25 protein-coding genes, 1 pseudogene and 1 riboswitch are annotated in these 22,487 nt (G+C 26.9%); of the genes and pseudogenes, 18 read left to right on the forward strand and 8 right to left on the reverse strand.

Translation table 11 applies throughout. The annotated features are described in order from the left end of the window. Positions 1 to 46 precede the first annotated feature (46 nt). Together QX51_RS20130 and QX51_RS15795 are read left to right on the forward strand one after the other, a co-directional pair. On the forward strand, positions 47 to 190 hold the full coding sequence (locus tag QX51_RS20130; protein ID WP_456300352.1) for a hypothetical protein: 144 nt from the start codon (positions 47 to 49) through the stop codon (positions 188 to 190). 104 nt (positions 191 to 294) lie between these two features. After that, complete coding sequence (locus tag QX51_RS15795) at positions 295 to 1,416, forward strand: XRE family transcriptional regulator (protein WP_039680887.1); 1,122 nt, start codon at positions 295 to 297, stop codon at positions 1,414 to 1,416. Between the two features lie 55 nt (positions 1,417 to 1,471). Here the strand turns inward: QX51_RS15795 and QX51_RS15800 are convergent, their stop codons facing one another. Then, the gene (locus QX51_RS15800) at positions 1,472 to 1,951 is read right to left on the reverse strand and encodes a hypothetical protein (RefSeq protein WP_039680868.1); all 480 of its coding nucleotides are present in this window, start codon (positions 1,949 to 1,951) and stop codon (positions 1,472 to 1,474) included. A gap of 52 nt (positions 1,952 to 2,003) precedes the next feature. Continuing rightward, positions 2,004 to 2,828, reverse strand: coding sequence for a carbon-nitrogen hydrolase family protein (locus QX51_RS15805; protein ID WP_039680869.1), 825 nt, complete (start codon positions 2,826 to 2,828; stop codon positions 2,004 to 2,006). A 259-nt stretch (positions 2,829 to 3,087) separates the two neighbouring features. Here QX51_RS15805 and msrA point away from each other — a divergent pair, with 259 nt between their 5' ends. Then, a complete protein-coding gene (msrA, locus tag QX51_RS15810) occupies positions 3,088 to 3,984 on the forward strand; it encodes a peptide-methionine (S)-S-oxide reductase MsrA (RefSeq protein ID WP_039680870.1) in 897 nt (298 codons plus the stop codon). A gap of 407 nt (positions 3,985 to 4,391) precedes the next feature. Next, the gene (locus QX51_RS15815; protein ID WP_039680871.1) at positions 4,392 to 4,922 is read left to right on the forward strand and encodes a hypothetical protein; all 531 of its coding nucleotides are present in this window, start codon (positions 4,392 to 4,394) and stop codon (positions 4,920 to 4,922) included. Positions 4,923 to 5,220: 298 nt separating this feature from the next. Here QX51_RS15815 and QX51_RS21480 read toward each other — a convergent pair whose 3' ends face one another. After that, on the reverse strand, positions 5,221 to 5,346 hold the full coding sequence (locus QX51_RS21480) for a hypothetical protein (protein ID WP_278246237.1): 126 nt from the start codon (positions 5,344 to 5,346) through the stop codon (positions 5,221 to 5,223). A gap of 212 nt (positions 5,347 to 5,558) precedes the next feature. On the opposite strand from QX51_RS21480, the gene QX51_RS19645 reads away from it, so the two are divergent. From QX51_RS19645 to QX51_RS15835, 4 genes are all read left to right on the forward strand, one after another. After that, on the forward strand, positions 5,559 to 6,635 hold the full coding sequence (locus QX51_RS19645) for an SH3 domain-containing protein (RefSeq protein ID WP_052233108.1): 1,077 nt from the start codon (positions 5,559 to 5,561) through the stop codon (positions 6,633 to 6,635). Between the two features lie 511 nt (positions 6,636 to 7,146). Next, entirely contained in the window at positions 7,147 to 7,713 is a 567-nt protein-coding gene (locus tag QX51_RS15825; protein ID WP_039680872.1) for a 3D domain-containing protein, read from the forward strand. 88 nt (positions 7,714 to 7,801) lie between these two features. Then, a complete protein-coding gene (locus tag QX51_RS20135; protein ID WP_082007853.1) occupies positions 7,802 to 7,966 on the forward strand; it encodes a FliM/FliN family flagellar motor switch protein in 165 nt (54 codons plus the stop codon). 66 nt (positions 7,967 to 8,032) lie between these two features. Then, complete coding sequence (locus tag QX51_RS15835) at positions 8,033 to 8,251, forward strand: hypothetical protein (protein WP_039680873.1); 219 nt, start codon at positions 8,033 to 8,035, stop codon at positions 8,249 to 8,251. A gap of 28 nt (positions 8,252 to 8,279) precedes the next feature. Here QX51_RS15835 and QX51_RS15840 read toward each other — a convergent pair whose 3' ends face one another. The 3 genes from QX51_RS15840 to QX51_RS15850 form a co-directional block, all read right to left on the reverse strand. Then, positions 8,280 to 8,840 (reverse strand): hypothetical protein, encoded by a 561-nt coding sequence (locus QX51_RS15840; RefSeq protein ID WP_039680874.1) that lies wholly within the window; start codon positions 8,838 to 8,840, stop codon positions 8,280 to 8,282. Between the two features lie 127 nt (positions 8,841 to 8,967). Further along, complete coding sequence (gene hydF / locus QX51_RS15845) at positions 8,968 to 10,173, reverse strand: [FeFe] hydrogenase H-cluster maturation GTPase HydF (protein ID WP_039680875.1); 1,206 nt, start codon at positions 10,171 to 10,173, stop codon at positions 8,968 to 8,970. A gap of 4 nt (positions 10,174 to 10,177) precedes the next feature. Next, the gene (locus tag QX51_RS15850) at positions 10,178 to 10,435 is read right to left on the reverse strand and encodes a TM1266 family iron-only hydrogenase system putative regulator (protein ID WP_039680876.1); all 258 of its coding nucleotides are present in this window, start codon (positions 10,433 to 10,435) and stop codon (positions 10,178 to 10,180) included. Positions 10,436 to 10,847: 412 nt separating this feature from the next. Here QX51_RS15850 and QX51_RS20950 point away from each other — a divergent pair, with 412 nt between their 5' ends. The 9 genes from QX51_RS20950 to QX51_RS15885 all read left to right on the forward strand — a co-directional run bounded on the left by QX51_RS20950 (position 10,848) and on the right by QX51_RS15885 (position 20,580). Beyond that, positions 10,848 to 11,018, forward strand: a complete 171-nt coding sequence (locus QX51_RS20950; protein WP_200886409.1) for a hypothetical protein — start codon at positions 10,848 to 10,850, stop codon at positions 11,016 to 11,018. A 195-nt stretch (positions 11,019 to 11,213) separates the two neighbouring features. Beyond that, on the forward strand, positions 11,214 to 12,467 hold the full coding sequence (locus tag QX51_RS15855; RefSeq protein ID WP_039680877.1) for a VanW family protein: 1,254 nt from the start codon (positions 11,214 to 11,216) through the stop codon (positions 12,465 to 12,467). A 168-nt stretch (positions 12,468 to 12,635) separates the two neighbouring features. Beyond that, positions 12,636 to 12,767, forward strand: coding sequence for a hypothetical protein (locus tag QX51_RS21485; protein WP_278246238.1), 132 nt, complete (start codon positions 12,636 to 12,638; stop codon positions 12,765 to 12,767). A 2-nt stretch (positions 12,768 to 12,769) separates the two neighbouring features. Next, complete coding sequence (locus QX51_RS15860; RefSeq protein WP_161791937.1) at positions 12,770 to 13,501, forward strand: protein kinase domain-containing protein; 732 nt, start codon at positions 12,770 to 12,772, stop codon at positions 13,499 to 13,501. A gap of 37 nt (positions 13,502 to 13,538) precedes the next feature. Beyond that, positions 13,539 to 14,714, forward strand: a complete 1,176-nt coding sequence (locus QX51_RS15865) for an AI-2E family transporter (protein WP_039680879.1) — start codon at positions 13,539 to 13,541, stop codon at positions 14,712 to 14,714. Positions 14,715 to 14,743: 29 nt separating this feature from the next. Continuing rightward, a complete protein-coding gene (locus tag QX51_RS15870; protein WP_039680880.1) occupies positions 14,744 to 15,832 on the forward strand; it encodes a DUF8173 domain-containing protein in 1,089 nt (362 codons plus the stop codon). A gap of 440 nt (positions 15,833 to 16,272) precedes the next feature. Beyond that, a riboswitch (glycine riboswitch) is annotated at positions 16,273 to 16,361 on the forward strand. Positions 16,362 to 16,594: 233 nt separating this feature from the next. After that, the gene (locus tag QX51_RS15875) at positions 16,595 to 17,965 is read left to right on the forward strand and encodes an alanine/glycine:cation symporter family protein (protein ID WP_039680881.1); all 1,371 of its coding nucleotides are present in this window, start codon (positions 16,595 to 16,597) and stop codon (positions 17,963 to 17,965) included. A 127-nt stretch (positions 17,966 to 18,092) separates the two neighbouring features. Continuing rightward, positions 18,093 to 18,794, forward strand: coding sequence for a PepSY domain-containing protein (locus QX51_RS15880; RefSeq protein WP_039680882.1), 702 nt, complete (start codon positions 18,093 to 18,095; stop codon positions 18,792 to 18,794). A 25-nt stretch (positions 18,795 to 18,819) separates the two neighbouring features. Continuing rightward, the gene (locus QX51_RS15885; protein ID WP_039680883.1) at positions 18,820 to 20,580 is read left to right on the forward strand and encodes a DNA polymerase; all 1,761 of its coding nucleotides are present in this window, start codon (positions 18,820 to 18,822) and stop codon (positions 20,578 to 20,580) included. A 178-nt stretch (positions 20,581 to 20,758) separates the two neighbouring features. Here the strand turns inward: QX51_RS15885 and QX51_RS15890 are convergent, their stop codons facing one another. Both QX51_RS15890 and QX51_RS15895 read right to left on the reverse strand, forming a co-directional pair. After that, on the reverse strand, positions 20,759 to 21,259 hold the full coding sequence (locus QX51_RS15890) for a CarD family transcriptional regulator (RefSeq protein WP_039680884.1): 501 nt from the start codon (positions 21,257 to 21,259) through the stop codon (positions 20,759 to 20,761). Between the two features lie 175 nt (positions 21,260 to 21,434). Beyond that, positions 21,435 to 21,623 (reverse strand): hypothetical protein, encoded by a 189-nt coding sequence (locus QX51_RS15895; RefSeq protein WP_039680885.1) that lies wholly within the window; start codon positions 21,621 to 21,623, stop codon positions 21,435 to 21,437. 667 nt (positions 21,624 to 22,290) lie between these two features. On the opposite strand from QX51_RS15895, the pseudogene QX51_RS15900 reads away from it, so the two are divergent. Beyond that, positions 22,291 to 22,487 (forward strand): annotated as a pseudogene (locus tag QX51_RS15900) (potassium channel family protein); the annotation flags it as partial.

The raw sequence follows: 22,487 nt of genomic DNA on the forward strand, positions 1-22,487 counted from the left end.
TTAAAATTTATTATTTGCTTGCTCGAAGAACTTAGAAAAAATAGATATGAATATTTTATTAAAAGATAGTATTAAATTAGTTGATGGAAAAGGTGGAGGAAGTAAAACACTAGCACAGGGTGGCGGTAAAAATAACGGTAATTTAGATTCCTTATTTGATTATGTAAAAATTAAAATAAAATCAACTTAATATGAACTCATAACGATTAAATAACTTATTATTTGAAAAGATGTTAGATATTAAGTATAATAAGAAGTTGAATGACAAAAAACAACTATGAAAGGACCTTAAATATGAAGAAAGAATTATTTAATGGTAAAAGACTTAAAATAGCTAGAATATACAGAGGAAAAACCATAGATCAAGTATCTAAGGAAACAAATATAAATAAGAAAGATATATTAGCTTTTGAAGAAAATAAATATAAGCCAACAGTGGAAAATGCATTAAAATTATCAAATGTACTACATTTTCCAAGAGAATACTTCTATAGAAATGAGAACATAAAAGTAAATGTGGATGCTGCTCATTTTAATCCACAATCAACAATACAAAGAAATGAAGAAATATCATATAGAGAAAAACTAGTAATGATACACAAACTTTATTTATTTTTTGAAAATTACATCCAGTTCCCAGAGTTACAACTTCCAGATAATTTAAATAAAAACTTATCTATGGAAGAGTTAGCTGAAAGGTGTAGAGAGTTTTATGAATTAGGTGAAGAACCTATAATAAATATGGTATCATTTATGGAAGCTGTGGGAGTAGTGATTACTGCTATGAATATAGACAGAAAAGGTGCTTATCCATATTCACAAAAACAAAGTATTAATGGAAAAGAAAAATATATAGTATCGCTAGGTCATGACAAAAATTCTTTGGCTCTAAGGAATTACGATTTAGCATATGAATTTGCATTTATAATAAGTAATGAGTTAAATATACCAGCTAAAAGATTTAATAAAGATGATTTTGCGTCTGCTTTATTATTACCAAAGAAGAGATTAATAGGGGAGCTGTCTAACCCTAACGAATTAGAATCTTATTTAGAAGTTAAATCTAAATTTATGGTGCCACTTACTATAATTTTATATAGAGCTTATTCTTTAGGATTAATAAATTATAAAAAATACAATTATTTAATGAATGAAATAAGCAAAAATGGATGGCACAAAAAAGAGCCTTTAGACAATGTTAAATCAACTCATCCAACTTGTCTTAGAAATGCATATAAATTACTTTTAGATAATAATATAGTAAGTAAAAATACATTAATGGAAAAACTATATAATGAAAATATTATTTTATATGCTGATGATTTAGAAATACTTATGGGACTTAAAGAAGGAAGCTTATCGAATGATAAAAAAGATGTTAAGATTTTAAGTTTTAATAATAAAAGAAGAAAATAATTTAAAAAAGAGAGTAATCAACTATTTATAATAGGTTGAGATACTCTCTTTTAGGTTAGAAATACTTTTTATAAAATTGTATTTTGTAAGCTATTTCATTTTCTAAGTTTATAAGAAATGATCTATTAATATCATCAACATGAATTATATATTTATCACATACTTTTTCGGGCGTATTATCATCCAAATGTTTAACTAAGTAAAGGGTATTGATACAAAATAAATCATTTAATTCTTTTAGCCAATTAATATAATGATCAATAGTGCCATAAATAGTATTTAAAAATAGTTCTCTTTTATGAGGAACATTTAAATATTTTGACTCTATTTCATTAATATCATATCCAAGAGGACTGTCGCAGTCACAATATTCATTTGTTAATCTGAAAAAAATATAATCATCATATTTTTTTAAAGGAAACAAAGAACATGATTCAAAATAATAATCTACTGGAATATTGTATTTTAAAGATGTTGATATGAATTTTTCATTGTAATCTTTTTTACTAACAGCGCCATATAAAAAATCACACATTTATTTCAACCTCACTTAATAAATAGATTAAATTAATTGTACATATACAATATTATTTTTCAACTAATTCATATAAATCTCTTCTTCTATGATGTAGTAGAGGAAGTTCTTCTCTTACTTGGTTAACATAATCAAAATCAATTGTATAAGTAATTAAATTTTCACTTTCATCTAGTTCACAAAGGATTTCACCAAAGGGAGAAACTATTAAAGAGTGTCCATAAGAAATATAAGGAGAGTTATAATCTCTAGCAGGAGAACAACCTATAGCATAAACTTGATTATCTATGGCTCTAGACCTAAACATAACATGCCAATGAGCAGGACCTGTGGTTAAATTAAAAGAAGCTGGGACAATTATAGCTTTAGCCCCCTTATCCACCATAAGCCTTGAAAATTCAGGAAATCTAAAGTCATAACAAATACATAATCCTATTTTACCAAATTCTGTATCAAACACAGTAATCTTATCACCGGAAGATAGAGTGTCGGATTCTTTAAATTTTTGTTTGTTTTTTATATCGATATCAAATAAGTGCACTTTTCTATGTTTTCCTATCATTTCGCCTTGTCTATCAAAAACATAAGAAGTATTATAAATTTTATTTTTTCCCTTTTCTGGAACTGAGCCACCTACTAGATATATATTATTCGTTTTTGCTAAATTAGATAAAAAATTAAAGGTGTAATCTCCTTCTTCCTCAGCATAAAGAGGAAAATTAGATGAAACATAAGGACAAGAAAACATTTCGGGTAGAATAACAATATCAGGTCTTTCAACAGCAATTTTTGTTACTAATTGAGAAGCCTTTATAAGGTTTTCTTTTTTATCATTCTCAACTTTCATCTGAATTAGTCCTATTTTTAGTTTGCTCATAATTACCTCCTAAAATATTTAGTATATGGTATATTATGGTATATATTTAAAAAGAAAACAAGTATATTGATAAATTCTATAATAACGGTATTTAAATAAGTTGAATTGATAGATTTTTTACTATACAATTATAAATAACTAGATTTTGATCAGATAAAATGAATTAATATTATATGCCTATAAAATTAATATACTATAAAGATTAAAAATCAACTTTATTGGGGAAAATAAATAAAATTTACCAAGGAGTTGATTTTTTATGGAGAAAACTGCAATGTTTGCAGGAGGATGCTTCTGGTGTATGGTTGAGCCTTTTGAAAAACTAATAGGAGTAAAAGATATTAGGGTGGGTTATAGTGGAGGCACAAACAAAAATCCAACATTTGAAGACGTTTGTAAAGAAGATAATAAACATTTTATGGTTGTAAAAATTATTTATGAGGATGATATGGTATCTTATAATGAACTTCTTGAAGTTTATTTTAATTCTATAGATCCAACTGATGAAGAGGGTCAGTTTGGTGATGATGGTAATTGCTTTAAAACTGCTATTTTTTATTATGATATAAATCAATGGCGACAGGCACAAAAATATATTGAGAATTTGGAAGAGAATAATATATTTGGTGACTTAATAGCAACAAATCTATGGGAAGCAAAAGAATTCTATGAGGCAGAAGAATTTCATCAAGATTTTTATAAAAAGAATCCACTATTATATAGAGAATATTATAGATTTTCTGGAAGATATGAATACTTAAAAAGAAGCTACGCTAAAAGACATCTAAGCAAGTTACAATATGAGGTTACACAAAATAAATTAAGAGAAAAGCCTTTTAAAAATGAATATTATGATAATTTTAAAGAAGGAGTTTATGTAGATATTATAGATAATACTCCTTTATTTTCATCAAGGGATAAAATAAATAAAAATTGTGGATGGCCTATATTCTCAAAAGCAATAGATGATAATTTAATAAAATTTATAAAAGATGAAGAAATAATAAATAAAATTGAAGTAAGAAGTAGAAAAAGTGATATACATTTAGGATATGTTTTAAATGATACATGGGAGAATTTTAGGAAGAATATTCTTTCTATTAATTCTGCATCCATAAAATTCATACCCGCAAATGAATATTTTGAAATTACTTAATGATTTTAATATCACCATACTGATACAAAATGGTTATCATTCAATGGTTTTTGATTATAAACCATGGAGTGATAAAATTTCGAAAATGTTAAAAAATGTTGTAGAAACTAATATTTCCGTTCTGAAAATCTGCTATAGGGATTAAATTTTTTGGGGGGAATACAATTTCATACGGAATTTTTAGCTGACATAACAAAGGAATATATTAAATTTTACAAATATGAAATAATGAATATATATAAAGATAGAATAAAATAATTATGGTGAAATTTTATTAAATATATTTATAGAAATTGTAAATGAAAGCTAATAGTTTAAAAAAGCATTAATAATATTGATAATCTAAGGATTATATGCAATAATTAAATTTAACAATACTTATAGATAGATAAGGGGGAGATGTATAAATGGAAAAACTTACGATAAATCAAGGTATGATTAAGGTAGCAGAAATAGAAAGAAATTATAGATATAAGTCACCAAATGTTATAAATAGGAAAAAGGCAAGTACTACTTATATATTAGAAGCTGATGGTACAAGATTTGATTGTGATGAGAAATTTGATTTTAATAAAGAGTTAAATGAACTTATATCCTTATCTAAAAATATTGAAAAAATAAAAACAGCTATAGCCTATGCAAATAATACTACAGAAATAAAAGTATTAGGAGAAAAAACAACTATTCAAGGAGCTTTAAATAAAGTTAAATTGAAAAGAGAATTAGCGTTTGAATTGGAAGAACTGTTACAAAATGTAAAGGTTAGTAAAGAAAGAAAAGTAGATGCTGCTGCAACTTCTGTCTACTATAAAGTTACAGAATTAAACTTTGATAGAGAAGAAATGGAAAAATTAATCCAAGATTTAAATAGAGAAGTGATAGAGTTAGAAGTTGCTATAAATAAAGCTAATAATGAAACTTATATAGATATTGATTAGTTTATTATGATATGGGGTGCAAACCTCATACTTATAATAAAATATGCTTATTAGATGGATAATAATATTGTACATAAGTGTTTTGGATAACTATGAGGGAGTTATAATTATTTAATAATTTATATTTACAACTTACAACTAAAATATTAATTACAATTTAACCTTATAAATAACAACTAAAGCATTTAAAAAGAAAATTTTTATAAATAATCTAAAGATAAATCCATCTAATGCATATGAAGGACATCATAAAAAATTATGATGTCCTTATTTATTTTATTTTGATTAGAATAAATTATTATTTTTCCCAAGCAATAATTACAAAATCTTTACCAGTTTCTTTTTTTATTTCTGCCTCTGCTTTTTTTATCGCAGCCTCTTCGGCCTTATTAATTGATGCTATTTGATAATTTTTTTCAGCCATAATAAATCCTCCATAAAATATTTTATTTTTAATAGTATATGGAAAATTAGAAATATAATTAGTGAATTTTCTACTAAAAAAATTAAAAACCAAATTTTTATGATAATTTTATTTAATATATTTAAAATTTAATCAAATTAAGATAATATATTAATAAATGGATAATTATGACAAACTATATAATAGAAAAGAATAAAATTGTAGGGGGAAAAATGATCAATAAGAAGAATAAATATGCATTAGCAGCATTATCAGCTACGTCTGTAATTTATGCTATAGGGGCAGGTAATGTACATGCAGACTCAAAGACTGGAGAAGTGACAGCTTATTCACTTAACATTAGAAGTGGACCATCAACATCATATAATGCTATAGGTGGACTTAAAAAAGGAGATAAGGTTGATATTTTATCATCTAAGGATGGTTGGTATAAAATTAAATATGGTAGTAAAACTGGATGGGTAAGTGGAGACTATATTTCAACTAAAAGTTTATCAACAACTGAGTCATCCTCTACTGGCAAAAAACTTGTGGCAACAGCGGGATTAAATGTAAGATCAGGAGGTTCTACAAACTATAAAATAATAGGATATATTAAGAAAAATCATAGTGTAGAAATGATTGGAGTCGCAAGTTCTGGATGGTATAAGGTTAAACTGAGTGATGGAACTATAGGATATTCTAGCAATAAATATTTAAAAGAAAGTAATAGTAATTCGGGAAATACATCTAATGATAACTCGAATAATAACTCTAATAATACAAATAATGGTGCTACAGTTATAGAAACTTTGATTGCTACTGCAAATTTAAATGTAAGAAGTGGACCATCAACATCAAATAGCATAGTAGGATTAGTTTATAAAGGAAATAATGTGAGTATAGTTGAGCGTACAAATAATAATTGGTATAAGGTTAAGTTATCAAATGGGAAAATTGGTTACTGCTCTGCTGCTTATTTAAAATCAAAAAGTGAGTTAGACTCAGTAACAAATAAACCTGAAAGTTCTGATGATATATCTTCAAGCATGCAGGTGAAATCATATGCTTATTATACTGGAACTATAACTGCTACGGGGACAAAACCTATATTTGGTAGAACAATAGCAGTAGATCCAACAGTTATACCTTATGGAAGTAGAGTATACATACCTGAATTTGATAAAACCTTTATTGCAGAAGATTGTGGTGGAGGAATTAAAGGAAATAAAATAGATATTTATATGAATACAGAACAAGAATGTTTAAATTGGGGAGTTCGAAATATAACAATTTATATTCTTAAATAAAAAGCTAAGTTAATCTTAGCTTTTTTTATTGTAAGGAAATCATATGTTATTTATTCTATGGATAACATATGATTTGCAACTTTGTTAATTGAGCAACGGGCGAAGCAGTTGGCAATATGAAGTGGAGCGCCCACGCAGTGGCTTAAGCGAAGCGAATTTTTTATTTGTAAAAAATAATATTTTCATTTTTGTAAATTATTATTTTAGGAATTTTAACCGTGTGAAAATGTTTACAAATTGTAAAACAAAAGTTACAAAGAAGAAAAAATATAAAAAATTTTATTTCTAATTTAATTTTATGGAGTTGTTGAAAACAGTAGTGTATAGCTGAATGAATAAAATTGAAATAATAGATAAATGTTACTCATTTGTAACTTTTTTCTAAAAAAGCCTTTAAAAAGTTACTAAAATGTAATATTATATATGTATAAGATTAATAAAAACATAAATAAAGACGAAATAATTTTCAATTGAGATAATAACCTTAAAAATTGATATAGGGGGAAAATATATGTTTAAAAAGACATTGAAAGTTACTGCCATAGTAGGTGCATTAGTAATGACTATGGGAGTTATAAAGCCAATAGAGGTAGACGCTGCAACTGCAAGTGGAACAGCAACTAGTACTGTAAATTTGAGAACAGGTGCTTCAACTAAATATAGAACAATAGGAAAACTTAAAAAAGGAGCAAAAGTTAAAATACTATCTAGTAAAAATGGATGGCATAAAGTTAAATATAGTAATAAAACAGGATGGTCTAGTGGAAAATATATAAAAAAATCAACTTCATCATCAAGTAATAGAGATGTTAAAAAAAGATTAAAAGTTAAAGCTTATGCTTATACAGGTGGAGGATATACAGCAACAGGAACTAAAGCAAAATATGGGACTTTAGCTGTAGATCCAAAAGTTATACCATACGGAACAAAGGTATATATAAAAGAATTAGATAAAGTATTCACGGCAGAAGATTGCGGTGGAGGAATAAAAGGAAATAAAATAGATATTTATATGAATTCTTCATCAGCTTGTAGTAAGTGGGGAGTAAAAACAATAACACTAGAAATATTAAAATAGGAATTAAAAGCAGGGCTTGACCCTGTTTTTTTGTTGCAAAATCAAATAAGAGGTGAGATTAATTCACAGTTACAATCATATATGGGAAATGATTTATCAGTTAGAACTTGATACTTTAAAAGATGAAGAAGTTGAAATCTATGATAAGAATAAAAAAATTGCCTATGGTCAAGTTATTATATTAGAACAAAATTTTGGTATTAAAATTACAAGTATAATCGATGAAGAAGATTTAGTAAAAAGCTTAATTTAGGAACAATATAATTAATTTGTCATATAATATATTGTAAATAACTTTATTGTATAGGAGATGTATTACATGGCTAAAGTTACAAAGCCCGTTACTGATGTAGGTAAAGAAGTTATAAACGGTGTAGGAAATGTTGCTAAGGAAACTATAAGTACAGGTGTAAATGTAGGAAAAGATGTTATTAGTGGAGTAGGAAATGTTGCAAAAGAAACTATAAATACAGGTGTAAATGTAGGAAAAGCAGTTAAAGATAATGTAAAAGAAGCAAAAAATAGTATTAAAAAATAAATTAAAAAAATAAGGTGCAAAATGCACCTTATTTTTTTAAGTATTCATCCCCATTAATTTTTAAAGAATATGGTGAATAATTTTGAAGTATCATATCAAAATTTATATCGCCCTTATCTGGTATATTGAAATATCCTTTAGCAAAGATTAAATTACCGTTTCTATGTAGTTGTTCGATGTTAATTTTATACTTAATATTTAAAGTACCTTGTACTGACTCTTTTATAATAGAAGAGTATGTTGATACATCTGAATTTGATAAGTTTTCACTTTCTACTTTAAAATTATTATCCTTTGATTGAATATAGGAAGGCTCATAAAATGTTTGCCATAAATATATACCAACAAACAAACTTGATGTTATTAGGATAATTGTAAGGATTCTTTTTCTAAACTTATATATCTTAGAATTTAAAATCTTTTGTCTTTTAGCCTCATGGGCTTTCATCTTCTTATGCTCTTGATATCCAATTACTTTCTTTTTATTGCTAAGTTTACTAACATGTAGTTTAGAAATTTTATTTTTTCCCTCGTATTCAGCCTTTTTGTCAATGAATTTTATTGTATTATCTACATTAGCGTTTTTCATTGCCCCTCCCCCTTTTTAATATTCCCTTTAACAATATAATACTATATGAGAATTGAAAAAAACAAGAAACATAGCTAATTATTATGTAAAAAAAAGTATAATCGTAACAAAAAAACAATATATCAATTTATTTAATTGGTTGTAAAGCTCTTGGTAAAATTCCTTTTAGATAAGCGATGAGTATTCCGTAGTTTACAATTGGAACATTATTGTCTTTGGCTTTATTTATTCTATTCATCATTGCAGCTCTATTCATCATACATCCACCACAATGAATAATTAGCTTATAATTGTTAATATCTTCTTTAAAAGAGACTCCAGAAGAATACTCAAAAACTAAATCTTTGTTAGTGTATTTTTTTAACCAATTTGGAATTTTAAAAGTTCCTATATCATCACTTTGTTTATGATGAGTACATCCTTCAGCAATTAATATTTTATCTCCGTCTTCAAGGTTTTCTACTGTTTGTGCACCTTTAACTAATTCTTCTAAGTCACCCTTCTGTCTTGCAAATAAGATTGAAAAAGAAGTCAGAGGTATATCTTTTGGTGTGTCTTTTGAAACAGATTCAAATGCTTGAGAGTCTGTAATTACTAAGGCAGGTTTTTTGTTTAAACTATTAAAAGTTTCTTTTAAAGTAGTTTCCTTTGTCATAATAGCTGTTGCTTTACTATCTAATACATCTCTTATAACTTGCTGTTGTGGTAATATTAATCTACCCTTAGGAGCTGCTTTATCAATAGGAATAACAAGAACGACCAGGTCATCTTCATTAATCAAGTCAGAAACTAATTGTAAATCGTTACTTTCATAATCTACATTATTAATAATCTTTTCTTTAAGTTTATCGATGCCTTCTTTTGTAATAGAAGATACTAAGGAAATAGGACATGAGATTTTTGATTTTGCCAATTGTATTACTTCTTTTTTATCACTTATTTCATCTATTTTATTTAGAACTAATATGTGAGGAATTTTTTTATCCTTTAATAAGTCAATGATATGTAAATCTTCTTTACTAATTCCTTTATTTGAATCTACAATAACTAGCCCTATATCAGTTTTATTTAAAATGTCTAATGATTTATTTATTCTAAGCTCTCCTAAAGAACCTTCATCATCTAAACCAGCGGTATCTATTAGAACACAGGGACCTATAGGTAATATTTCCATAGGTCTAAATACAGGATCTGTAGTTGTACCTGCTACACTAGATACTATAGCAGCATTTTGATTTGATATAGCGTTTATAATACTTGATTTCCCTGCGTTTCTTTTGCCAAATAGTCCAATATGTATTCTTACAGATTGAGGTGTTGAATTTAAACTCATAAAATCACTCCCTTATTTCCTTTTTAGAAACACTTGTTTTGACAGAGACAGATGGTATCCTACCTAACTTACCAGTTAAATTATTAATTGTGTCCATATCACCTACAACAGTAACAGAGATAACAGACACCCCTTCATTATCAAATGGAATACCCATTCTTCCTTTAATGATTCCTTTAAATCCGACTAAGATTTTGTTGAACTCTTGTTGGCACTTTTCTGGATCGTCTAAAACTGCACTAATTACAGCTACGCGACTCATAAAAATCACCCCTTTAATAAGAATTTATTTTACATAAAATTAAAAAAGCCTTCTTTACTATTAAAAGAACACTAATCAAGAAAGTTAGTATATGTTTGACTAATTTCCTTACAGATTAGAATGATTCTTTTCCGTTAGGTAATTTATTTATATATAGAAGTTATTTTAATTTAATTTTAGCAGTAAAGTAGTCATAAATCTACATAAGGTGGGATTTTATGGCTATAATTTTAAAATTTCTATAAAAAAATAAAAATATACTTGAATACGAATGAATGTTCGTATATAATAAAAGTATAGAACGAACATTTGGAACGAGTGTTTGAGTGAAATTATTTTTAAAATTTATCATATTAGTACAAGCATATTAATATAATGAATTAAACTTATTAATTTTTAGGAGTGATAAATTATGGGAACATTAATAACTAATGAAAAAAGAATAGAAGATATAACTTTAGACAATATAAAAAAGGGCGAAGTAACATTAATTCAATTAAATGAAATATACAACAAAATGGGATTTGTATTTGTAGCAGATTCAGGAAGGTTTACTGGCATTAGGAAAGAGAGAATACATTAATTAAATGGATTATTTATATATAAATTTGATAAAATAGACCTGTACTTGGGTGAATATCAAGTATAGGTCTATTTTGCTGTAAAAAATATCATAAAGTAGTGTAAAAATGTGTAACAATATGGTTACATCTTGAGAGAATTTATTGTTTATAAGTTAATTATAAAATATAATTCTTTGTAGGGATGAGGTGATATTGTGAGTGATGATATAAAAACTGAGTCAGATAAAAAAAATAAGAGGATATATAGAAGAGTAGGATTAGTAATCGGTATTATAATAATATTTATCTGTATAGCATTAAATTATTTTACTAAAAATTCCCTATATAATGGGAAAATAGCTGACAATATTTTTGTACAAGGGGTAGAAATATCTCAGATGGGTAAGGAAGAGGCTATTGAGGCTGTAAACAAAAAGTACAAGCCACAAAATTTAAATTTAAGTTATGAAAAGAATAACTATGAAATTAATTGTGAGGATATTGAATTAAAGTACAATACGGAAGAATTAGTTGAACAAGCGTATAATAGCACAAGAACAGGATCTTATTTTAATGATATTGCTTCTTACATAAGTGTAACATCAGAAGGTAAAAAATATACTATAAAAGCAACTTATAATGAAGAAAAACTTGATAAGTCTATAGAAAAGATTGCTAAGGACATTAATCAAGATGCAAAAAATGCCACAGTAAGTGTTGGCGGAGGTATAAGTATTACTCCTTCAAAAACTGGTTTGAAATTTGAAACTAAAGAAAATAAAAAACTAATTGAGGAAGCTTTAAATAATAAAAAGTATGATACTATAGACTTAAAAGTAAGTGTTACAAAACCAAGAATATCGACTGAAGATGTATCCAGTATAAATACAACATTAGCATCATTTTCAACTACTTTTAATTCTGCTTTAGTAGAAAGGTCATATAATATAGGTCTTTCAGCTCAAAGAGTTAGTAATGTTATATTAAAGCCAGGTGAAACATTTTCGTATAACGAACACACAGGAATGAGACTTTTAAGCAATGGATACTTAAATGCTCCTGTTATAGTTGGTAACGATTATGAAGATGCACCAGGAGGTGGGGTATGTCAAACATCTACCACATTATTTAATGCAGCATTATTATCAGGATTACAAATAGATCAAGTAAGAAATCATTCTAAGACTTCTCAATATGTTCCTAGAGGAAGAGATGCAATGGTTAATGATGGAGATAGTGATTTAAAATTCACTAATAATTTTGATCATGCAGTGTATATTCAATGTTATAGAAGTGGAAGTAGTGTTGTTGCAGCAATATATGGTGCATCACAAGATAGAGTTGGCGTAAATATAAGAGTTGATAATTTTACATACAATGGTCTACCAGGTGCAAAAACATATAGAACTATAACTAAAAATGGTAAGAGTAAAACATCTTACATTTATACAAGTGTTTATAGAAAATAATAAAAAGCTATTTTAATGTATTTGAATACATTAAAATAGCTTTTTTAATAGATAAAATGTTTAAAGATGCATAGCTAAAAATTTTCGAGAAATGTATTTACTAGAGATAGAAAAATATGTCACATATTGATATAATTCATATATAATATGAAAAAGGGAGGTGTATATATGAAATATATTTCCAAAAGATATGTAATATTAGAAGAGGATGAAGAAATTATTTTTGGTAAACTATATAAGGCTAGAGACTTACAAGATGATATTTTAGTTTTTATTCAAATAATATTGCTAAAATACTAGATTTGGGAACACATTATACAGAAAATGAAAGATGCTATTACATAGTAAATGAATACTTTGCTGGTATAGAGCTTAGAAAAGTAATTAAGGGGAATTACATGGATTTGAATAGTATAGTTAAAATTACTAGAAAAATTCTAAGAGCTTTAGATACATCATATAAGAATAAACTTTATCATGGATCTTTGACAGAGGATAATATTTTTGTAGATGAAAATTATAATGTTAAAATATATGATTATGGTATAACTCAGGCTAATAAAGGAATTAATATTAGAAAAGACAATAGCATAGGATTTTTATCTCCTCATCAAATTAATATTAATTACACAGATAAGGAAAGTGATTTTTTCACTTTAGGGGTGATCTTATTTGATTCAATATTCAAGAAAATGCCCTTTGGTATTGGTAAAAATGAGAAAGACATGTTAAAATTAATTGATAGAGGAATTGATTGGAATACTGTGGCTATTAATAATGAAAACATTGCTTTAGTAAATATAGTCAAAAAACTTATTAGAAGAACTGAAAAATATAATAGTGTGGAAGAAGTATTAATAGATTTAAGCAAGTTTATGTATGTTAAAGCTGATATTGAAGAAAATAGTATAAATATTATAGAAGAAGATACAGAAAAAAAACAGCACAATAAACCTAACAGTAAATTTCTTCAAAAAGCATTACTACTTATTTTAACATTGATAATTCTAGTCACAGTTATTACTCAATTTTAGTAGCATGAAAAATAATTATTTATCAGGAGAAAGAAATATGAAAGTAAACTGGAATTCGAAGTACAATACTATATCAGTATATACATTAATAGTAATATGTTGTAGTATAATTTTTTATTTTGTAGCATCTCAAATAGGATCTTTTAGTGAAAAGATTGGTATTGCCATTGGTATAATGTATCCTTTCATAATAGGGTTTGCCATTGCTTATTTACTTAATTTTATTTTGGATTTTTATGAAATAAGGGTATTGGGTAAAGCAAAGTGGTTTAGCAAATTAAGAAAAGTGCAAAAAAGAAGTATAGGATTATTATTAACATATTTAACAGCTATAGGTATAGGTTACTTATTTATACACTTTATAGTTCCTCAATTAATAGACAGTATAATGGGATTTGTTAATGATGTACCTCAATACGTAGATAATGTTACTAGATTATTTAATGATTTAATGAATGAAACAAATGTGAGCCCTGAATATGCTGCATTAATACAAGAGCAAATGGATAAATACATACAGTTTATTATGGATTTTGCAAAAGAGATAATTCCTATTGTAGGGAATATGTTAAAAGTAATTGCATCAAGTGTGTGGAATATAGTTCTTGGAATTATTATTTCTGTATATTTATTAATAGATAAAGAAAACTTCTTTGCTATAAATAGAAAAATTACTTGTGCATTATTCTCAACTAAAACTGCGAATAGAATATTTGAATTAACTTATAGAAGTAATGAAACTTTTGGGAAATTCTTAAGTGGTAAAATAATTGATTCAGCTATTATAGGAGTATTGTCTTTTGTAGTATTTTCTATATTCAAAATGCCATATACATTGCTAATTTCTGTAATAATAGGTGTGACAAATATAATTCCATTCTTTGGACCATTTATTGGAGCGATACCATCATTTATTATAATCTTATTTGTTTCTCCAACTAAGGCGTTAGTATTCCTTCTATTAGTATTTATAATACAACAAATAGACGGTAATATAATAGGACCAAAAATATTAGGAGACTCAATTGGAATATCAGCATTCTGGATATTATTTGCCATACTTGTGGCAGGCAAGTTCCTAGGAATAGTTGGAATGATAATAGGAGTACCTTTATTTGCTATTGTTTATTCAATTATTAAAGAAGAAGTTGAGTATAAACTAAAAATTAAAGAACTACCAACAGAAACCAAAGATTATATGGATAGAATGTAGCAAGAAGTTAATCAAGGGGAGATGTTTTTATGAAGAAAAAAGGGGTTTTTATTTTAACGCTGTTGATGTTGGTTTTAGTAACGGTAAATGTATTTGCGGATAATATAGATAGTGCATCTAATTACTTTGCTTTAGATGAAGATATAAATATTTCAAAAGAAGTTTTAGGTGATATTTATTCCGCAGGAAAATCACTTTCTGTGAAAGATAATGTAGACGGCGATGTTATAGCTCTTGGTGAGAAGATAGATATAACATCAGATGAGTTAAAGGGAAATATAAGATGTGGTGCACAAACTTTAAATATTAATAGTAAGAATGTAAAAAATATTACATCCTTTGGTCAAAATATCAATATAGGTGAGAAGACTACTGCAAAAGCTGTTTATATTTCAGCAGAAAATATTAATTTTAAAGGTAGTTGTAAAGGGTTTTATGCCACAGGAAATACAATAATAATTAATGGTAAAATCGATGGTGATGTTAATGTCACTTGTGATGAATTGATTATAGCTGATAATGGAGAGATTACAGGCAATATAAAAGTATATTCATCTAAAGAGCCAATTGTCAACTCAAATGTAACTATGGATGACATACAATATACTAAAATAGAAAATTCGACTAATGAAAATGAATTAAAAGCCTTAGTAGGTTTTGGAACTATTATATCCATTGTAACATCATTAGTACTTGGAATAGTTTTATATTCCTTATTTAAAAAGTTCTTTATAAGTAGTGATGATTTATTAGTTAAACAGCCACTTCCAATAGTTTTTGGAGGAATGGCATCATTTATATTAGTGCCAATAGTTAGTTTATTATTATTCATTACTGTAATAGCATTGCCTCTTGGAATTTTATCGTTAATTATGTATTTCATAGTAGTTTACTTATCACCAGTAATTATGGGAATAGTACTTGGAAGACTTATGCTTAAGAAGAAAAATCCGTATTTACAACTTTTAGTGGGAATACTAATTGTAAGACTACTAAGCCTTTTACCAATGATTGGCGGTTTTGTATGGGTAGTAAGTGGAATGATTACACAAGGACTAATAGTGTATACATTTTATCAATCAATAAAATATAAAGAAAATAGAATAGAAGTAAACTAATGAAATATGGGTTATTTTATAACCCATATTTTTTTATATTTATATAGATGAGAAATAGCGCATAAAATTAAATTGATTTAAAAGTAATTTATAAGTTTTAGACAAATCAAGTAAAGATACAAAGGATTCTATGTAAAAACATATGGAAAAAGTAAATAAGTCTGAAATAGACAGTTTGATTTTGGCAGTTATAGGGTTGGGACAATCATTAAATATAAATATTGATGATTATGAAAAAGTGGTATTTTTTTTAGCCTAAGTATACAAAAAAATTTTATATAAAAATTTATATTAAGCATTTGACAAGTATTGGAAGATAATATATTATTATTGTTACAAGTTAACAAGTCAATAATCTGATGAAGCTTTACAGAAGAGTTGTCTTAGGACACACCGAAGGAGTCATACTCTCAGGTACTTACAAAGTGGGACTGTAAAGAATAGGAAACTCTGGAGAGACCCGTAAAGGGCGCCGAAGGGGCAAGGCTTAATTGCTCAATCTCTCAGGCAAAAGGACAGAGAATATATATAAAGCATATTTATGCTTTTCTTTGATATGTATGAAATCCTATACTAAATCATCTTTAAGATTTAGTATTTTTTAATTGTAAGGAATTTATATTTTATACATATTCGTAATTATTATATTTTTAGTAAACTGCATATAATTATTGTATGCAGAATGCAATCTATTCTTGTCTTTATTCATAAAGGATTATATGATTTTGTACTTAATTATTTAATTACAAAAGGAGTGTTTTTATGGATTTTCTTAACTTATTAAACCAAGTGGACAGTTTTATATGGGGGCCACCATTATTAATTTTATTAGTAGGTACAGGTATTTACCTTACTATAAGACTGGGACTAATACAAATTGTAAAATTACCTAAGGCATTAAAATTAATTTTTAAAGCTGAAAATGATGGTAGTGGTGATATTTCAAGTTTTGGAGCATTATGTACAGCTCTTGCAGCAACAATAGGAACAGGTAATATAGTAGGGGTTGCCACAGCGATTAAAGCTGGGGGACCAGGAGCGTTATTTTGGATGTGGCTTGCAGCATTTTTTGGAATGGCGACTAAATACTCAGAAGGTTTACTTGCTATAAAATTTAGAACTAAGGATGAAAATGGTCAAGTATCTGGTGGACCAATGTACTACATAGTAAATGGTATGGGTGAAAAATGGAGACCTTTAGCATCGTTCTTTGCTATAAGTGGTATATTAGTGGCACTTTTAGGAATAGGTACTTTTTCACAAGTTAATTCAATTACAGATGCAGTGCAAGGTTCTTTCAATATAGATCCAAAAGTAACAGGTATAATATTAGCTATTTGCGTTGCTCTAGTAGTATTTGGAGGTCTTCAAAGTATATCGAATGTTGCAACAAAGATAGTTCCTTTTATGACAGTAGTATATATATTAATATGTTTTACCATTTTAGGAAAATCTTATGAATTAATACCAGAAACTTTTATTTTAATATTTAAAAGTGCTTTTACAGGTCAGGCTGCAGCAGGAGGGTTTATGGGGGCAACAGTATCTATGGCTATTAGAAATGGTATAGCTCGTGGTGTATTTTCAAATGAGTCAGGTCTTGGTAGTGCTCCAATTGCAGCAGCTGCAGCAAAAACTAATTGGCCAGCAGAACAAGGGCTTATATCAATGACAGGTACTTTTATAGATAGTATAATAATTTGTACATTAACAGGAATGTCTTTAATAATTTCAGGTGTGTGGCAAAGTGATTTAAATGGAGCTATAATGACTCAATCGGCTTTTGCATCAGTGCTTCCTAATTTAGGACCAATATTTTTAACAATAAGTTTAAGTCTATTTGCATTTACAACCATTCTTGGGTGGAGTTATTACGGAGAAAGATGTTTTGAATTTTTATTTGGTGTTAAAAAGATAAATTTATTTAGAACTTTATTTGTGCTTATGGTATTACTTGGTGCATTTTTAAAACTGGAAATGGTATGGATTATAGCTGATATAGTAAATGGTCTTATGGCTTTACCAAATTTAATCGCATTACTTGCTCTATCTCCAGTGATTATATCAGAAACTAAATTATACTTAGAATATTTAGATAGAAAAACTAAATTAGATAGTGAAAAAATAGGTTAATATAGTAGATTTTATTGAAAAAGTAAAAACTTTTTTAAAAAATTTTTATATTTTTACAAAAAAGGGACCCAAAATAGAACTTAACTTTTGTATATATAGTATAAAAAATAAAAAAGGAGAGATTTCAATGAAATTAAAAAAAATGGTAGCAATAGGATTAGGTGTAGTGCTTACATCATCAACAGTATTATCACAAGTGGGAGCAGTTGATGCAGCTTCAAAACTTATAGGAAGTACAAAAGCAAAGGAAATAATGTTAAAGAAGGTTCCGGGAGCAAAGATAGTTAAATTTAGATTAGATAATGACAGAACTCCAGAATATGAAGGAGAACTAACAAAAGGAAGTTATAAATATGAAATAGATGTAAATGCTAAAACAGGAAAAATAACTGACTATGAAAAAGAAAAAATAAAAACTTCTTCTTCAAAATACATAGGAGAAACTAAAGCAAAAGAAATAATGTTAAAGAAAGTTCCAGGGGCAAAAATAGTTAAATTTAAACTAGATAAAGATGATACTCCAGAATATGAGGGAGAACTAACAAAAGGAAGTTATAAGTATGAAATATCAGTAAATGCTAAAAGTGGAAAGATCACTGATTATGAAAAAGAAAAAATAAAAACTTCTTCTAAAAAATTAATAGGGGAAGCAAAAGCAAAAGAAATAATGTTAAAGAAAGTTCCAGGAGCAAAAATAGTTAAATTTGAATTAGATAATGACAAAACACCAGAATATGAAGGTGAGCTAAGAAAAGGCAAATATGAATATGAAATATCAGTAAATGCTATAACAGGTAAAATAACAGATTTTGAAAAAGATAATGATTAATAAAAAATAAAAAAGGAATAAAAATATGAAAAAAGAGAGAAGACGTATAATTATTGACTTTGAAGTATTGTCCAAAGGCGGTTTTTGGATGTGCTGCATGAAGGATTATAAAACACAAAAAGAACATATTATAATTAATAATAGAGAAGAATTTCTTAGGGTTTTTAATAAAAATAAAGATTCTGTTTGGGTTGGATACAATATAAAAGGATATGATCAATGGATAATGAAAGCAATAATTGCTGGAGTAGACCCTTGTATAATATCAGATAAATTAATTGAACAAAATATTTCGCCATATCAAGTAGATAGGAGTTTGAATAGAATTCCTATATATATTTTTGAATTAAATGATAGCTATAGAAGTTTAAAAGAATTAGAATTATTCATGGGAGAAGATATAAGAGAAAGTACAGTTCCATTTGATTTAAATAGATACCCAACAAAAGAAGAAATTGAAGAGCTAACTACCTATTGTCTTCATGATGTAAGAATGACTTTTAAAGTATTTAAAGAAGTCTACTACAAATATGAGGCTCAATTGGGGTTAATAGAATACTTTAACCTGGATGAAAGTATGATTAATAAAACAGAAGCACAACTAAGTGCATATATTCTTGGAGCGAAAAAGCCTAATTATGCTAGAGAAGATGTAGCAGACTTTGAAATAGTAAATACCATAGAACTTAGTAAGTATAATAATATAAAACAGTGGTATGAAGATTATAATAATAGAGATTTTAAAAAGTATCTAAGAGCGAATGTATATGGAGTTGACACAGATTTTGGTTGGGGAGGTCTTCATTCTGCAAGGAAAAAATACCAAGGTGAAGATTTTATTGTGAACTCAGATGTTAGTTCATTTTATCCATCAATTATGATAGAATATGGGCTTCTTAGTAGAAATATACAAAACCCAACTAAATTTAAAGAAATAAGAGATACAAGATTTAAATTTAAAAAAGAAAAAAATCCTATAGAAAAATCACTTAAACTTGTATTGAATTCTACTTATGGAGCTTGTTTAGATGCAAATAATGATTTGTATGATCAAAGACAAGGTATAGGTATTTGTGTAAATGGACAGTTGTTACTTCTTGATTTAATAGAAAAAGTTGAGTTAGAATTTGGTGATAGAGCAGAGTTTATACAAGGAAATACAGATGGTGTAATGTTTAAATTTAAATCTAAAGAAGATGTAGATAAATATTTAGAAATATGCAAAGAGTGGAGTCAAAGAACAAGAATGAACTTAGATCATGACTTTGTTAAAAAGATAATTCAAAAAGATGTAAATAATTATATCTATGTTAAAGAAGAAGGAAGTATAAAAAGCAAGGGTGCATATGTTAAAAAATTAAGTTTAATAGATAATGATTTACCTATTGTAAATAAAGCTATTAAGGAGAAACTTATTAACGATATAGAAATTGAAGATACTATAAATAATTGTAATGATTTAATGGATTTCCAAAAATGTGTCAAAATCACAGGTAAATACAGTCATGCCGTTTATGGTAGCGAAAATATAAACCTAAAGGTATTTAGAGTATTTGCTAGTAAATCTAGTAGTGACAATGCCATAATGAAGATGAAAAGTGATGGAAAATTAGAAAAAATAAGTTATACACCAGATAGAGTTTTTATTGATAATAGTAAGGTGATTGGTAAAGATGTTTTAGATAAACTAGACAAGTCTTGGTATATTAAATTAGCCAAGGATAGATTGGAAAGTTTTATTCCAGAAAATTCATTTACTTTATTTGATTATTTTAATATGATTTAAAAGTATAAAAGAGCCGTATAAAATACGGCTCTTTTATTTGGGCTAGCGTCATACTTATACTAGATGTATAAGTTCCCACTTATGAATATAATTATAAGTTATACATCTATAAAAGTAAATGGAAATATTTGCAAAAAGAACCGTAATACTAAATTGAAATAAGATTGCAAATTATATTTTACTTTGGAATATGATTTAAAATAAAAGAAGACACATCTTGGACAGGTATATTTAGAACTGTGGCAAACTCCTCGTCTATTAATTTCTCAGCAGCTTTTTTAAAATCTTCATCCGTTTTGGATAATTTTTTTCCAATAGATAATTTCTCTTGTTCATTAATAGTAATACTCTTTACTACTTGAGCTAATTCTTCACACACACTATTTTTTATTACTGACTTGAAGTGCTCACTTCTTTGCCTATCGTTATCTATTTTAAGTACCTCTATGTTAGGAATACTTTTAATAATAGACATTACTTCTTTTTCTGATAAAAGATGCCTCATAAATACTTTTTTGTTATCTGTAGGAACCTTAATGATAGTATTTTTATCAGAATACACTGGTTGTATTACATAATAGGATTTACGACCTATGTAGATATTTTCTTCTTCAATAATATCTACAACTTTACAAACACTCATTGCTCCATAAATTATATAATCATTTTTGTTGAACATGTAAGAATCACCCCTTATAAAAAATTTACTTTGACAATTGGGATTAACTTATCAAAATTTTACACTATACTTATATTCTATCATACTTTGCATAGTGTATGTAAGTTTTATAAAATACATAAGAAATAAACCTATGGCTAGCTAGCTATAGGTTTATTTTTGGAGAACTCAATAATTAACAATTTTCAAAAGTAGTAGTATCTAAATTAGTATATATAAGTCCACTACTTACCCCAAAGAAATTAACACTAGAGTCGGCAAAAGAAGGTTCGCCATCTAAGTTAAAATTTGTACAAGAGTAAGCTATTTCTTCGTATCCTTTTTCAGTTAAAGCTAAATTATTAGAAGTTGAATTATTATTCATATTTAACACCCACCTTTAATTTGTTTTATTTTTATAATATATATTGTATGAGGAGGACGAGTTTAAGTCAATTAAAATATTGAAAATTCTGAAAATTTTTAATATTCAAAAAGTGTTCTTAATACATTATAAAAAATAAAATTATGAGTTTTGAGGTTAATATTATTTATTTTTTGCTAATAAAGCAGCCTTAAAGTACCTGCACATCGTCCACCTTAAGTACAATCTATATTCATTGATGGAGATGATCACATGATTACTTTCTTTTAAGAACTCTTTAATAAAATAATTTAAAGAGTATACGACACTTGGTGTGAAGATTATATTTTTTGAATTAAAAAAATTAAAAAGCTTGCATATAATCTCAATACTAAGGCTTGTAAATTGTAAGCACATTTATAATTACACGTATTTATATTAAAAGCACTATTTTCTATAAAACTCCCTATAGATTTGCTAAGTTTAGGAGATTTTGGTAAGGAAGTACTATCGTTAGAAACATATATGGAATTAGCAAGCGTTATCTCCTTTCAATTAAATATATTAATTATATAGGTTTCATTTAAAATAGCATTACTTGGGAAGAACTAAATCAACGTAATTAATTATGAATATAAAAATTATATTAATAAAAACTAATAATAGATATTACTGATAGGAGGCAAAAATGAATTGTAAGTGGGTTTCTAATGAAGATAGAAATTTAACATGCAGTAGACATGCTGATTCATCTGGTTACTGTCTTTTTCACAAAGAAAATAAAAATAAAAGAGAAATAGCTTTGTTTGATGCATATATAAAAAAAGGTGAAATTAGCGATTTTACAGGATTTCGCTTTGAAGATGAATTTGATATTAATAAAAA

The sequence above is a fragment of the Terrisporobacter othiniensis genome (assembly GCF_000808015.1).
Taxonomy (GTDB): Bacteria; Bacillota; Clostridia; order Peptostreptococcales; family Peptostreptococcaceae; genus Terrisporobacter; species Terrisporobacter muris.

Excerpts from the sequence above, each read along its gene's own strand:
- QX51_RS15800 (WP_039680868.1), bottom strand. The coding sequence starts at position 1,951 with ATGTGTGATTTTTTATATGGCGCTGTTAGTAAAAAAGATTACAATGAA.
- QX51_RS15795 (WP_039680887.1), top strand. The coding sequence starts at position 295 with ATGAAGAAAGAATTATTTAATGGTAAAAGACTTAAAATAGCTAGAATA.
- QX51_RS15805 (WP_039680869.1), bottom strand. The coding sequence starts at position 2,828 with ATGAGCAAACTAAAAATAGGACTAATTCAGATGAAAGTTGAGAATGAT.
- QX51_RS20950 (WP_200886409.1), top strand. The coding sequence starts at position 10,848 with ATGGGAACATTAATAACTAATGAAAAAAGAATAGAAGATATAACTTTA.
- QX51_RS21480 (WP_278246237.1), bottom strand. The coding sequence starts at position 5,346 with ATGGCTGAAAAAAATTATCAAATAGCATCAATTAATAAGGCCGAAGAG.
- QX51_RS15850 (WP_039680876.1), bottom strand. The coding sequence starts at position 10,435 with ATGAGTCGCGTAGCTGTAATTAGTGCAGTTTTAGACGATCCAGAAAAG.
- QX51_RS15835 (WP_039680873.1), top strand. The coding sequence starts at position 8,033 with ATGGCTAAAGTTACAAAGCCCGTTACTGATGTAGGTAAAGAAGTTATA.
- QX51_RS15840 (WP_039680874.1), bottom strand. The coding sequence starts at position 8,840 with ATGAAAAACGCTAATGTAGATAATACAATAAAATTCATTGACAAAAAG.
- QX51_RS15885 (WP_039680883.1), top strand. The coding sequence starts at position 18,820 with ATGAAAAAAGAGAGAAGACGTATAATTATTGACTTTGAAGTATTGTCC.
- QX51_RS15895 (WP_039680885.1), bottom strand. The coding sequence starts at position 21,623 with ATGAATAATAATTCAACTTCTAATAATTTAGCTTTAACTGAAAAAGGA.
- QX51_RS15815 (WP_039680871.1), top strand. The coding sequence starts at position 4,392 with ATGGAAAAACTTACGATAAATCAAGGTATGATTAAGGTAGCAGAAATA.
- QX51_RS21485 (WP_278246238.1), top strand. The coding sequence starts at position 12,636 with ATGAAATATATTTCCAAAAGATATGTAATATTAGAAGAGGATGAAGAA.
- QX51_RS15890 (WP_039680884.1), bottom strand. The coding sequence starts at position 21,259 with ATGTTCAACAAAAATGATTATATAATTTATGGAGCAATGAGTGTTTGT.
- msrA (WP_039680870.1), top strand. The coding sequence starts at position 3,088 with ATGGAGAAAACTGCAATGTTTGCAGGAGGATGCTTCTGGTGTATGGTT.
- QX51_RS15880 (WP_039680882.1), top strand. The coding sequence starts at position 18,093 with ATGAAATTAAAAAAAATGGTAGCAATAGGATTAGGTGTAGTGCTTACA.
- QX51_RS15825 (WP_039680872.1), top strand. The coding sequence starts at position 7,147 with ATGTTTAAAAAGACATTGAAAGTTACTGCCATAGTAGGTGCATTAGTA.
- QX51_RS19645 (WP_052233108.1), top strand. The coding sequence starts at position 5,559 with ATGATCAATAAGAAGAATAAATATGCATTAGCAGCATTATCAGCTACG.
- QX51_RS20135 (WP_082007853.1), top strand. The coding sequence starts at position 7,802 with ATGATTTATCAGTTAGAACTTGATACTTTAAAAGATGAAGAAGTTGAA.
- QX51_RS20130 (WP_456300352.1), top strand. The coding sequence starts at position 47 with ATGAATATTTTATTAAAAGATAGTATTAAATTAGTTGATGGAAAAGGT.
- hydF (WP_039680875.1), bottom strand. The coding sequence starts at position 10,173 with ATGAGTTTAAATTCAACACCTCAATCTGTAAGAATACATATTGGACTA.
- QX51_RS15875 (WP_039680881.1), top strand. The coding sequence starts at position 16,595 with ATGGATTTTCTTAACTTATTAAACCAAGTGGACAGTTTTATATGGGGG.
- QX51_RS15865 (WP_039680879.1), top strand. The coding sequence starts at position 13,539 with ATGAAAGTAAACTGGAATTCGAAGTACAATACTATATCAGTATATACA.
- QX51_RS15870 (WP_039680880.1), top strand. The coding sequence starts at position 14,744 with ATGAAGAAAAAAGGGGTTTTTATTTTAACGCTGTTGATGTTGGTTTTA.